Source organism: Erysipelothrix anatis, from assembly GCF_009828745.1.
Lineage (GTDB): Bacteria > Bacillota_I > Bacilli_A > Erysipelotrichales > Erysipelotrichaceae > Erysipelothrix > Erysipelothrix anatis.
This window is the reverse complement of sequence record NZ_WTSX01000004.1, coordinates 32,060-44,787: the sequence shown is the minus strand read 5'-3', so window position 1 is coordinate 44,787 and position 12,728 is coordinate 32,060. Positions and strand designations below refer to the sequence as shown.

The window sequence follows — 12,728 nt, the reverse complement described above, 5'->3', positions numbered from 1 at the left end:
ATGAAATTTCAATATAGACTTCCCGATCTTGGAGAAGGAATTACAGAAAGTGAAATTGTAAGCTGGGGTGTTAAAAATGGCGATACAATCAAGCAAGATGATCTATTGCTTGAAGTTGCGAATGATAAAACAACGATAGAAGTACCATCGCCAGTAACCGGTTTGGTTAAATCCATTTTTATTGACGATGGAAATATTGCGACAGTCGGTCAAATATTAGTAGAAATTGATGTTGACGATGCATGGGCAGCAAAAACAGGTTTCAAAATTGAAGGTGAAGCGCATATAGAAGATGAACCAGAAGCTTCAATGGTTGAGGTGCCGGCGGCAGTTGTTGCACCAAAAGAAGGTGTAGTCTTAGCTAAGGCGAAAGCAATTCCATCGGTTAGAAAATATGCGCGTGAAAAGGGTGTAGATATTAACGGAATCCCTGCTACAGGTAGAAATAATACTGTGACGCGTGAGGATATTGATTTATTCCTAAATGGTGCATCTGTAGTGGCTTCGGTCGTTGAATCTGCGGCACCTATTGCACCTGTATTTGAACCTGAAATCACTGTGGATAGTGGTGGTTACCGTCGCGAAACTATGTCACCAATGCGTAAAGCAACGATGCAAGCGATGGTTCGTTCAGCAACTGAAATTCCACGTGTTACAGTCTTTGCAGATTTGAATGCAACAAAATTAGTGGAACATCGCGAGAGCTACAAAGCATATGCCAAAGAAAAGGGTGTTAATTTAACCTATACAGCTTATTTTGTAAAAGCGGCGACAGCGATGTTAAAAAAATATCCAATATTCAATGCTTTTGTAGATGAGAAAAACTTTGAAATTGTATATCGAAATGCAATCAACATTGGTGTAGCAACCAATACAGATGGTGGTTTATATGTACCAAACATCAAACATGCAGATTCGAAAAACCTATTCGAAATTTCCGAGGAAATCCAAAAGAATGCAGAACTTGCTACTGAAGGAAAATTACCAGGATCAAGTATGCGTGATGGCTCATTTACAATTACAAATGTCGGCGGAGTTTCAAAAGATTCAGTCTACTCAACACCAATTATTAATTACCCAGAGGTTGCAATCTTGGGGACATCACGTATTACGTATGAACCCGTTGTAAATGCGGATCGTGAACTTGAAGTAGCACCAGTTATGAAACTTTCATTTACTTTTGATCATCGTGTTATTGACGGTGTCGAAGCACAGAAAGCACTAGACGAATTAAAATCACTCTTAGCTGATCCTAATAAAATCGTCTTAGAAGGGTAGGGTTATATGGTAGTAGGAGATTTTAGTAAACACGCTCAAACTCTTGTTATCGGAGGAGGTCCTGGTGGGTATGTGGCTGCGATACGCGCAGCCCAGCTGGGGCAAAAGGTTACTTTAATTGAAAAGGATACTTTAGGTGGCGTTTGTCTCAATGTGGGGTGTATTCCATCAAAAGCCATGATTCATGTGAGTAAGGAATTCCGAGCTACACAAGAAAAAAATGAGTATGGATTAAGTTATGGTCCATCAACTTTAGATATGGTTCAGACACAACAATGGAAAAAGACTCAAGTTGTGGATGCACTAACTGGTGGAATTGCTGCACTCATGAAAAAAAATAAAATTTCTGTTGTATATGGTGAAGCGATGTTCATTGGCAACGAAAAAGTACGCGTGGTTGGTGGTAGTGAGGGTCAAACATTCTCTTTCGACAATGCAATTATTGCCACTGGAAGTCGACCAATTGAAATACCTGGATTTAAATTTGGTGATCGCATTTTAGATTCAACCGGAGCGCTTAACCTCAACGAAGTGCCAAAATCAATGGTTATCGTTGGTGGCGGATACATTGGTAGTGAGCTCGCAGGTGTGTACGCGAATCTAGGAACGAAAGTTACAATACTAGAAGGAACGTCAACGATTCTGCCGACATTTAGTAAAGACCTTGTCAAAGAGGTCATTCGAAATTTTGAGCACAAAGGTGTTGAAATTCTGACAGATGTCAAAGCTACAAAAGCTCTATCTGAACCTGATCATGTAACGGTGTCATACGAAGCAAATGGCAAACAAGAATCGATATCTGCTGATTATGTCTTGGTAACAGTTGGCCGAAGCGTTAACACCGATGCAATCGGTTTGGAATATACAGATGTTAAAAAAGATCAACGCGGAATTATTGAAGTTGATACACAAGGTAGGACATCTGTCGATCATATCTATGCTATCGGTGACGTAATTCCGGGTCCTCAGCTTGCGCATAAAGCAAGTTATGAAGGAAAAGTTGTTGCTGAAGTAATTGCCGGACAAGCGTCAGGATTTGACTATACTGTGATTCCAGCAGTGAGTTTTACAGATCCGGAAATCGCGGTCGTAGGCCATACTGTCGATTCAGCAAAAAAATCAGGATTTAAAGCAAAAGGATTTACATTCCCACTTCAGGCGAATGGTCGTGCACTTTCAATGGGAAAAACACAAGGATTTGTTCGTATTATTGTGGATACTGAAACATCATCAATTCTTGGTGCCGAGCTTGTTGGGGAACAAGCGAGTGAGTTAATTGCTGAGTTAACAATGGCAATTGAAACACAACTGACTCTTGATGATATTAGCCTTATCATTCATGTTCACCCTTCATTATCCGAATCAATTATGGATGCGAGTGAACTTGCGAAAGGACTTCCAATACACATATAGGAGAAAAATATGACAAAAAAACCAATTTTTGAAAAAGGATTTGGGATGAAAATATTGAATGGTATCGCTGTCGGGTCTGTTGTTGTATTAATACCTGGAGCGTTACTCAATGAGCTATTCAAAGCACTTCTGCCAATCTTTCCACAAGGACAATTTGTCTTAGACGCAACATCTTTAGCGATGACGATGATGGCGGTGGTTATTGGATATGCAATATCTATGCAATTTAAATTTACACCGATTGAAACAGCTTCTGTTGCTATGGCAGCAGGCCTGGGGTCAGGAGCATGGAAATTTGCGGAAGGGGGCGGCTTCCTCTTTGCAGGAAGTGGAGATATTATCAACATCTCCATTACTGCAACGATTGCGACCATCATGATTTTATACATAAATGGTCGGTTTAAAGCATATACGCTACTTTTAACACCAACACTCGTGTTGATTATAGCGGGTGGCATTGGTGTCTTGACATTACCTTATGTCAAAATGTTCACCGGTGGTTTGGCATCGATGATCGGATCATTAATGGATTTCCAACCAATTATTATGTCTTTACTCATGGCATCAATCTTCGCAGTGATGATCGTTTCGCCAATTTCAACGGTTGGTATAGCACTTGCTATCAACTTAACGGGAATTGGGTCGGCAGCTGCTAATATTGGAATCTGCGCAACTGCTTTTGGACTAGCAATCACAGGTTGGAAAGCAAACTCAACAGGTATCAGTATTGCGCTCATGGCCGGTTCGCCAAAGATGGCAATGGCCAACGTTATCAAAAAACCGAAAATTATGTTGCCAATTGTCTGTAATGCTGCAATTGCAGGGATGATTGGAGCAATTCTTGGTCAACAAGGAACGCCGATGTCAGCAGGTTTTGGAATTAGTGGATTCATCGGACCAATCAATGCTATTAATCTTGCAGGTGGTTGGACATTCATCAATATTCTTCAAGCAATCATTGCATTCATTGTTGTTCCGGTCGCGCTTGCCTTCATTTTCCGTTATGTTTTTACAACAATGAAACCAATTGTTTCGCCAGAGGATTACAAAATCGAGGTGCAATAATATGATTAAAAACTTTGTTGAACTCGAAACGTTGCTAATTCGAAATAAAATAAAACCGCGCAAACTTGTGCTTGTGAATGCTCATGAAGAAGCTTCACTATTATCAGTTGTTGAAATTATGAAACGTGGGTATATTGAGCCAACGTTAATTGGTAATGAACCTCAAATATTAGCAATACTTGAAGCTCATAAAATACGCGATGTTCTCAAAATTATACATGCAGATTCAGATAAAGAAGCAGCTTTTAAAGCCGTTGAATGTGTTCGTGACGGGGATGCAGATATCTTAATGAAAGGTTTTATTCAGACGAGTGATCTCTTGCGTGAAGTGGTGAATCGCGATACAGGTATTCGTAATCAGCCAGTTTTATCACATGTTGCTTTGGTTGAAATTCCGTATTTGGAGCGTATGTTTATGATTACTGATGGTGGAATGATACCTTATCCAAATTTTGAACAAAAAATAGGTATTATTGAAAATGCAGTACACGTTGCACATGCTCTAGGGGTTGCAGTCCCGAAAGTTGCACTCGTTGATGCGGCTGAGCACACCAATCCACACATACAAGCCTCGCTTGACTCAGAGAAAATTTCACAAAAGACCTGGAAGGATGCAACTGTCGAAGGGCCAATTTCGATCGATTTGGCAGTATCTTCTACCATCGCTACCACAAAGAAATACGCGGGTAAAATTCAAGGTGATGCAAATATTCTCGTTGTTCCAGATATTATTAGTGGAAATATACTTGGAAAGGTGGGGACGCTTTTTACAGAAGGGAAAATGGCAGGCATCGTTCAAGGTGCGAAAGTACCAATTGTTCTTACCTCAAGGGGTTCAACATTAGATGAAAAAATAAACTCCATTTTACTCTCATGCTTTATTGGAAATGAGGAATCTTAACATGACATACATTCTAAGTATTAATCCTGGTGCGACATCAACAAAATGTGCATTATATAAAGATACAACTGAAGTATTTACGGATGAAGTACGTTATGATATCAAACAAATTGAAGCCTACGATCGCCTCATTGATCAGTTGGAGATGCGCTATGAATCCATTCTAGAAGCAATTCGTAAGCATGGATATTCTGTCTCAGATATTGATGTGGTTGTTGCTCGAGGGGGGATCCTCCCACCTGTTGATGCGGGCGCCATCGAAATTGATGATGCACTTGTATCATATCTTTTGAATGAATCTAGCGTATCACATCCAGCAAATCTAGCAGCCGCAATGGCGAAACGCATTGTTGATACAAACGGAAAGGGTAAGGCGTATGTCTATGACCCTATATCCGTAGATCAGTTAAATGATATTGCCCGTGTTTCAGGGCTTAACGGTATAGAGCGAAAAAGTGTGGGTCATATGCTTAATTCTCGGGCCGTTGCTCATAAATATGCAAAAGACTCAAATAAACCTTACAATTCATTAAATTTGATTGTTGTACATGCTGGAACTGGTATTACAGTGACAGCACACCAAAAAGGTCGTATGATTGATCTTGTCGGTGATGATGAAGGCGCATTTTCACCAGAGCGGTCTGGAGGATTGCCACTACGACCATTTATGGATTTATGCTATAATATACCTAAAGAATCGGTTACGAAAGACATTCGCCATCGTGGGGGGTTAGTATCATATTTTGACACTAACGACGTTCGTGATGTTGAAGCATTAATTGATGCTGGTAATACCGAAGCAGCACTCATTCTCGAAGCAATGGCATATCAAATTGCGAAGAGTGTTGGAACACTTGCTCCAGTTTTATCAGGAGACATTGATGCAATCGTAATAAGTGGGGGTTTCTCTCGTTCTGCCCGCGTCATGAACTGGGTAACAGAGCGTGTTTCTTTCCTTGCCGAGGTAGTCATCTACCCAGGTGAGTATGAACTTGAAGCATTATCAATGGGTGGCTATCGTGCCTATAAACAAGAGGAGCCTGTACAGCGTTTCAAAAGAAACACGTAGGGGGCAGCATGGACCTAAAAAAATTAGGGTATTTTGTAACATTAGTTGAAGAAGGTAATTTCTCTCGTGCTGCGAAAGCACTATATATAACACAACCAGCACTTAGTTGGAATGTTAAAGAACTTGAGGAAATGATGGGGACCCAGTTGGTTAAGAGATCAACAACCGGTATTGAAATAACTGAGGCAGGAAATGCGCTCTATACAGGTGCGAAAACTTTACTAATGGATGCAGATAACCTAATGCGTTCAGTTCGTTATGCGGGTCAACTTCAAAAACGGCGGATCCGTTTTGGATTAACAATACTCTCTTCAATTGAATACATGAGTATCTTTCAAAAATTTACAGAGTTCTATCCCGACTATCGCCTTGACTATACGCAACGCGGTTCAAAAGAAATTCAGCAACTCGTCGCAAACGGGCAGTTGGATATTGGGATGGTCTCAACGCCGATTTATTTTCCAATCCTCAATGAATCTAAAGTAATTCTTGATGACTACTATTATGACGTTGCCGTTGTTTTGCCAAAGGGGCATCGTCTGTGTCAAGCAACCTCCTTATCGCTTGAACAGCTTAAAAATGAACGATTCAGTATGATGACAGATGCGTTTGCAATGGGAAACGAAATCGAGAAACGTTGCATAAATCTTGGCTACTATCCTGACATTGTCTTTGTGAATGAAAATTGGGAAGTTATCGTTGAACATGTTGCGACATATAAATCAGTAACATTCCTTCCATTCGCAATCCAAGATGTCTTACAACGGGATGATATTGTATGGATTCCCTTGGAAGATGCGGAAGTTGCTCGATTCAATGTAGTTTTGATCACAAGTCTGGATTTAAAAGACTACGATAACCGAATTTTCTATAATAGTTTCCAACAGACACTTCTCAGTACTGAGTCAACATCGAAATAAAACGAATCCAATGCCAGGATTCGTTTTTTATTTTATTTTATAATAATTCTTATTAGTTAAAAAGATGATTAAATCTGAATAGTAGCGTTGGACAACTATAATATAACCCGGCGCATAAAAAAAGGAGTCTTAAAGACTCCTATTAAAAATTTACTCTTTAGCTGAAAGTGCAGCCATCGTAATGTAGTTGTATGGTTGATTGAAGTGAGGCAAGAAGAAGATATCTAAGAGTTGGATTTCTTCAATTGTGACTTCTTTCATGATTGCTAATGAGAACATATGGATGGTCATCGAAATATCCGTGTATGATGCAAGTTGTGCTCCGATTACGCGGCGACTTGCACGTTCGTATAGAATTCGAATCTTAACTTTATTATTTTCGCTCATGAAGCCTGGTTTTTGGAGGTCTTCAAAGTCAGTGTAGACAACATCAATTCCAGCTTTTTTAGCTGCTTCGATATTAAGACCTGTTGAAACCATGTTATACCCGTAAATGGAAATACCATTTGAACCTTGAACCCCTAATGATTTAAGCGGTGTTCCTCCAACATTATGTCCAGCAACAATTCCTGAACGTACTGCGTTCGTAGCAAGCGCAATATATGTTGTTTCTTGTAAGGCATTTGAATATAAAGTAGCACAGTCCCCGACAGCATATACATCTGGTAAGCTTGTTCGTTGTTGTAAATCAACGAGGTAAGCGCCATTATTAAATAATTCAAGATCGTTCTTGCCTAATTCATTATTGGGTCTAAAGCCGATAGCCATGATGACAAGTTCAGCATCATAAGAACCTTTATCTGTAACAACTTTTGAAACATTACCATCACCTTCGAAGGCAGTAACCATTTCGCCGTAGTTCAGATCGATACCTTTATCGCTCATAACTTTGTCCATGTCTTTTGAGAACCATTCATCATAGTAGCTACTTAAGCATGTCGATGCAGATTCGACGATTCGAACGTTTTTACCGCGACGGCGCGCAGCTTCGGCCATTTCAACACCAATATATCCAGCACCAACGACAACAACATTTTTAACATGTTCTTGACTTAATAGTGCGTCAACTTTTTGTGAATCTTGGAAAAGTTTGACAAAGTGAACTCCGCCTAAATCCATTCCTGGTAATTTTGGTGTAATTGGTAATGATCCAGTTGCCAAAATTAATTGGTCATAATCGATGACTGTTTCACGATTTTCGGAGTCAACATAGTGAACCTTCTTTGCCGCAAAATCAACGTGATCAACGTTTGTTTGCATATGCACATCTGCGCCTTTAGCGATAAATGCATCTTTGTTCGTATAGAACAATTGGTCAGAAGAATCAATTTGTTGCCCCACCCATAGAGCTGTACCACAACCTAAATAACTAAGGTTTGTGTTACGGTCAAGTATTGTTAATGTGTGATCTGGATAGTTGTCCAAGATCGTATTTGCAGCTGCAATTCCAGCATGGTTTGCTCCAATTAAAACTACTTTACTCATTTTACTTCCTCCTGTAGTGAATCGTTCACTATAGTTAGTATAGCACTGGGAATATTTGATGAATGTGTTTGAAAATAGAGAATTATAAAAATATTCTTAATAAATAGCATACAAAATCCATGAAAGGGTATGATAGTGATTATTATTTCACTATTCACGAATTATACGATGAAATTCCTGTAAAAACAGATAAAAGAATGTAATGTTGGGATGATTTTGGACGGAAATAGGATTAATTGGGAATAATTATGAAAACGTGTTGACACTCCTAATTCAGAATGATATATTATCTTAGCAATAAGGAATGGGCCTGTAGCTCAGTTGGTTAGAGCGCACCCCTGATAAGGGTGAGGTCGCTGGTTCGAATCCATTCAGGCCCACCATTTCTTTAAGTAATGACAAAATATATGGGGCTTTAGCTCAGCTGGGAGAGCGCCTGCCTTGCACGCAGGAGGTCAGCGGTTCGATCCCGCTAAGCTCCACCATATTTTAAATAATGACATCCATAACGGATGTTTTTTTTGTTCCTACAACGTCCATTATACATCTGCATCAAGACGCGTTATAATAAAGATACAAAGGGGTGGCACAATGATTACAAAAATTAATGTTTTAGAAGATGATTTGAATCGGTTACTTGATGTTTGGGAACAATCTGTAAAAGCGACGCATACGACAATCAATGAATCTATGATTGAATCAATGCGCCCAACAATACTTACTGGACTCGCGTCGATGGATGCTGTCTACGTTTTCGAAAGCAACCGTTTCATGCAAGGATTTATTGGAGTTCTAAATGGCGCAATCGAGATGTTGTACGTGAGCCCGGAGTTTCGTAACAAAGATATTGCAGGTTCACTGGTTCGAGAAGTTTTACAGCTCAATCAAGCAATAACAGTGGATATTCCAGAGACAAATTTACATGAAAAACTGTTTTATCAAAATTTAGGATTTAAACTGGATCGGGTTAATCCAATCGATCAAGCTGGAAATCGTAATCCGATGCTTCACATGAAGTATCAGTCACAATAGAATTGTTAATTTCTTTTCACACTATTGTGAAAATTTCATGATATTATGAGCATGGTCTATATTGATGGAGGATGCTCATGGAGCTTATTAATGCATTTACTCAAACCTGGATGGATTTGGGAATACATATTATTTTAGGGGGATTTGGCTTGTTTATGCTGGGAATCACCCTTTTAGGAGATGGTTTCAAGGCAGTTGCGGGTGACCGCATGCGTGACTATATCGACAAATATACAAGCAACTTATTATCAGCAATTTTAGTAGGAGCAATCATGACTGGAATTATGCAGTCAAGTTCAGCAGCAACCGTAATTTCAATTAGTCTTGTCCGTGCAGGATTAATGCGATTGGATCAAGCAATTGGAATTTCTTTAGGTGCAAACATTGGAACAACAATGACCGCAATTATTATTGGTCTCAATGTTGATGAAATGGGTTATTTCTTCCTATTCTTAGGTGCTATGATGTTACTCTTTTCAGGAAAACAATCAATTAAAAACTATGGCAAAGTTGTCTTGGCATTTGGGATGACATTTGTCGGATTACAAATTATGAGTGATAAACTACTTTTAGTACAACAAATGCCTTGGTTTGAAGCAATGATGCTTCAACTTTCAGAACATCCATGGTGGTCGATGTTGGGTGGTGCGGGATTAACTGCGATTGTTAACTCGTCGTCGGCAACGATTGCGGTTGTGCAAAAAATTTATGAAAATGGTGGAATGTCAATTATTGCAGCTGTTGCCTTTGTTTTTGGATCAAACATTGGAACGACGATTACAGCATTTTTTGCATCCATCGGAGGATCGGCATCCGCACGCCGTGCATCCTTGTTCCATACACTCTTTAACGTGTTTGGTGCAGTGATTATGATGTTCTTTATTGTTCCTTATTCAAACTTTATTCTCTACGTAAATGGAATGATGGGTGGGTCGAATGCGATGGCTATCGGTGTTGCGCATTTCTTCTTTAACTTAATCTTCTGTATTCTTGTAATACCGTTTGTTCCATCATTTATCAAACTCTTGAAAGTTATTATTCCAGGGGAAGATAAAATTAAGAACCGAGATAAACTCGAACCGTTGGATGAGGAAATTATTTCACGTTTCCCAGAAGGTGCACTACGCCTTGTGAAGGACCGTACGATCGTTATGGCTGATTTAGTCCATGAATCTCTAGAAGCATCTCAAAGTTATTTGCGTACTAAAGATAAAGAAGATTACGATGTCGTAATGCAGTTGGAGGAAATGGTAAATAAAATTGATACCAACCTAACTGCTTATCTTCTAAAAGTTATGAAGTCTGCAGGCAATCAACCAAATATTGCAGAAGCATACACACGTCAGCTAGAGATTATTAAAAACTATGAGCGTATGAGTGATTTATCGACAAATTTAGTTGAACTCTATCAATTAGCATTTGATAATCGTGAGGATTTTTCGAGTGAAGCAATTCGAGATTTAGATACAATGTATCAACTCCTCGATGACATGTTGCGTCGTTCGTTGAAAATCTTTAAGACAGAAGATATCTCGCGCTTTGAGAAACTTTCTAAAGATGAAGAATATCTTGATCTAATTGAAGAAAAATACCGCGAGAAACACTTCCAACGTCTTGCAGAAGGAATCTGCGAAACAAAAGTTGCAAGTAGCATCTTTATTGATATTCTTGGAATCTTAGAACGAATTGGCGATCATGGTGTCAATGTCTCACGTTATATGGTTTCAACAGTAAAACGTCACGACAGTGATAATGAACTTTAGAATATAGCAGTCGTCCCGGCTGCTTTTTCTCTATATAGCATGTATTTATCGCTTTCAAGATACATCGGAAACGATGTATAATAGAACACATATGGGTGGAGGAAATGACGATGGATGTAACGTCAAGTCTAGGAAGTTTATCAGATATTCAATTTAATGTAATCCTTGGTGGATTTGGTTTGTTTCTATTGGGAATCAAATTACTTGGTGATGGTTTTAAGGATGCCGCTGGACCTCGGATACGTGATTATATCGAGAAATACACCGGGAATATCTTTTCGGCAATACTAGTTGGAACAATTTTAACTGCTTTGATGCAGTCAAGTACCGCAGCGACCGTAATTTCAATAAGTCTTGTTAGAGCGGGCTTAATGCGACTTGAACAAGCAATTGGTATTTCAGTAGGAGCAAACCTTGGTACAACTGTGACTGCGCTAATGGTTGGATTAAATATAGAAGCCTTTGGATACTATTTCGTTTTTGTGGGTGCCTTTATGCTAATGTTTGTAAAACGAAATCAAATAAAAGCCTACGCACAAATTATCTTTGGATTTGGAATTACCTTTGTGGGACTCCAATTGATGAGTAATGAATTGATTATTCTGTCAACGTTACCTGAATTTGAATCATTCACGGTATACATGTCTCAAAATCCATGGCTTGCATTGCTTGCGGGTACTCTAGCTACAGCTTTAATCAACTCTTCTATGGCCGTTATCGTTTTGGTACAAACTATTTATGGAGCAGGTGGGATGACCATGGTGGCTGCATCTGCTTTTGTCTTTGGGTCAAATGTCGGAACGACACTGACTGCAGTGCTTGCTTCAGTCGGAGGTTCCGTATCAACACGCCGTGCTGGTTGGTTCCATGCTCTCTATAATATTCTAGGTGCGCTGGTTATGATGCCTTTCATCGGAGTCTATTCGGACTTTATTATATCGTTGAATGCGTCTATGGGTGGTTCTCCAGAAATGGCGGTTGGACTCAATCATTTTGTGTTTAATTTAATTTGGGTTGTAGGAATTATTCCATTCATTCCGCTCTGTATCCGTATTTTGGAGAAAGTTATTCCAGGTGAGGATCGAATCAAAGAGCGTGAGAAAATTAAACCACTTGATTACAATCTAATCGAAAGTTATCCAGAAGGCGCGAAGCAACTTGCAAAGCAAGGAATCGCAAGTATGTCTGATCTTGTTATAGAGTCTTTTGAGACTTCCAAGAGTTATCTAAACTCAAGAGATGAAGAAGAGTTTGATATTGTCATGCAACTTGAAGAGATGATTAATGATCTCGATAAGCAATTGACACGATACCTTCTTGAAATTGCGAAAAAGGTATCGACAACCGATCATTTTGCTGAAGAGTATGCAATTAGTTTGGACACAGTAAAAAACTTAGAACGTGTTGCGGATTTATCGACGAGTCTTGTAGGCATTTATCAAACAATTTTTAATAACCGTGAATCAATGAGTGATGCAGCACGCCAAGATTTAAACACGATGTACGACCATGTCAAAATTATGTTGGATCAGGCATTAAAGATGTTTGAGACTGATGATATGCAAGACTTTATTGTTCTTGCTGAGAATAATCGTGCATTACACCAAATGGACATGAAATACCGAGAACGTCACTTTAAACGGATGGCACAGGGAACCTGTGACTCGAACTATGCAAGTTCGCTATTCATCGACATATTAACAACACTTGTACGAATTGGTGGTCATGCTGTTAATATTTCTGAGTATGTGTACGGTGGTCTTTTGAAAGATGTGACATTAGAAGTAACACAATGATATCGT

Annotated in this window: 10 protein-coding genes and 2 tRNA genes; 11 read left to right on the top strand and 1 reads right to left on the bottom strand. The window is 39.2% G+C overall.

The genetic code is table 11. The features are described from left to right. The 6 genes from GVV19_RS03860 to GVV19_RS03835 are packed head-to-tail and all read left to right on the top strand — an operon-like array spanning window position 1 to window position 6,646. The gene (locus GVV19_RS03860) at window positions 1-1,278 is read left to right on the top strand and encodes a dihydrolipoamide acetyltransferase family protein (RefSeq protein WP_159645720.1); all 1,278 of its coding nucleotides are present in this window, start codon (window positions 1-3) and stop codon (window positions 1,276-1,278) included. A 6-nt stretch (window positions 1,279-1,284) separates the two neighbouring features. After that, entirely contained in the window at window positions 1,285-2,691 is a 1,407-nt protein-coding gene (gene lpdA, locus GVV19_RS03855) for a dihydrolipoyl dehydrogenase (RefSeq protein ID WP_159645717.1), read from the top strand. A 9-nt stretch (window positions 2,692-2,700) separates the two neighbouring features. Then, window positions 2,701-3,756 (top strand): PTS transporter subunit IIC, encoded by a 1,056-nt coding sequence (locus GVV19_RS03850; RefSeq protein WP_159635192.1) that lies wholly within the window; start codon window positions 2,701-2,703, stop codon window positions 3,754-3,756. 1 nt (window position 3,757) lies between these two features. Next, on the top strand, window positions 3,758-4,657 hold the full coding sequence (locus GVV19_RS03845; RefSeq protein WP_236262320.1) for a phosphate acyltransferase: 900 nt from the start codon (window positions 3,758-3,760) through the stop codon (window positions 4,655-4,657). 1 nt (window position 4,658) lies between these two features. Further along, a complete protein-coding gene (gene buk / locus GVV19_RS03840; RefSeq protein ID WP_159645714.1) occupies window positions 4,659-5,726 on the top strand; it encodes a butyrate kinase in 1,068 nt (355 codons plus the stop codon). 8 nt (window positions 5,727-5,734) lie between these two features. Further along, on the top strand, window positions 5,735-6,646 hold the full coding sequence (locus tag GVV19_RS03835; protein ID WP_159641079.1) for a LysR family transcriptional regulator: 912 nt from the start codon (window positions 5,735-5,737) through the stop codon (window positions 6,644-6,646). Window positions 6,647-6,796: 150 nt separating this feature from the next. Here the strand turns inward: GVV19_RS03835 and nox are convergent, their stop codons facing one another. Further along, on the bottom strand, window positions 6,797-8,131 hold the full coding sequence (nox, locus tag GVV19_RS03830; RefSeq protein WP_159645711.1) for a H2O-forming NADH oxidase: 1,335 nt from the start codon (window positions 8,129-8,131) through the stop codon (window positions 6,797-6,799). A 306-nt stretch (window positions 8,132-8,437) separates the two neighbouring features. On the opposite strand from nox, the gene GVV19_RS03825 reads away from it, so the two are divergent. The 5 genes from GVV19_RS03825 to GVV19_RS03805 all read left to right on the top strand — a co-directional run bounded on the left by GVV19_RS03825 (window position 8,438) and on the right by GVV19_RS03805 (window position 12,722). Continuing rightward, window positions 8,438-8,514, top strand: a tRNA-Ile gene (locus GVV19_RS03825). Between the two features lie 26 nt (window positions 8,515-8,540). Further along, window positions 8,541-8,616: transfer RNA gene (locus tag GVV19_RS03820), tRNA-Ala, on the top strand. Between the two features lie 106 nt (window positions 8,617-8,722). Continuing rightward, complete coding sequence (locus GVV19_RS03815; RefSeq protein ID WP_159641073.1) at window positions 8,723-9,163, top strand: GNAT family N-acetyltransferase; 441 nt, start codon at window positions 8,723-8,725, stop codon at window positions 9,161-9,163. A 77-nt stretch (window positions 9,164-9,240) separates the two neighbouring features. Beyond that, window positions 9,241-10,926 (top strand): Na/Pi cotransporter family protein, encoded by a 1,686-nt coding sequence (locus GVV19_RS03810; RefSeq protein ID WP_159645708.1) that lies wholly within the window; start codon window positions 9,241-9,243, stop codon window positions 10,924-10,926. Window positions 10,927-11,036: 110 nt separating this feature from the next. Beyond that, window positions 11,037-12,722: a Na/Pi cotransporter family protein gene (locus GVV19_RS03805; protein WP_159645705.1), complete on the top strand. Its 1,686-nt coding sequence runs from the start codon at window positions 11,037-11,039 to the stop codon at window positions 12,720-12,722. Window positions 12,723-12,728 lie beyond the last annotated feature (6 nt).

Coding starts and splice junctions, on each gene's coding strand:
- GVV19_RS03810 (WP_159645708.1), top strand. CDS start 9,241: ATGGAGCTTATTAATGCATTTACTCAAACCTGGATGGATTTGGGAATA.
- buk (WP_159645714.1), top strand. CDS start 4,659: ATGACATACATTCTAAGTATTAATCCTGGTGCGACATCAACAAAATGT.
- lpdA (WP_159645717.1), top strand. CDS start 1,285: ATGGTAGTAGGAGATTTTAGTAAACACGCTCAAACTCTTGTTATCGGA.
- GVV19_RS03845 (WP_236262320.1), top strand. CDS start 3,758: ATGATTAAAAACTTTGTTGAACTCGAAACGTTGCTAATTCGAAATAAA.
- GVV19_RS03805 (WP_159645705.1), top strand. CDS start 11,037: ATGGATGTAACGTCAAGTCTAGGAAGTTTATCAGATATTCAATTTAAT.
- GVV19_RS03835 (WP_159641079.1), top strand. CDS start 5,735: ATGGACCTAAAAAAATTAGGGTATTTTGTAACATTAGTTGAAGAAGGT.
- nox (WP_159645711.1), bottom strand. CDS start 8,131: ATGAGTAAAGTAGTTTTAATTGGAGCAAACCATGCTGGAATTGCAGCT.
- GVV19_RS03860 (WP_159645720.1), top strand. CDS start 1: ATGAAATTTCAATATAGACTTCCCGATCTTGGAGAAGGAATTACAGAA.
- GVV19_RS03815 (WP_159641073.1), top strand. CDS start 8,723: ATGATTACAAAAATTAATGTTTTAGAAGATGATTTGAATCGGTTACTT.
- GVV19_RS03850 (WP_159635192.1), top strand. CDS start 2,701: ATGACAAAAAAACCAATTTTTGAAAAAGGATTTGGGATGAAAATATTG.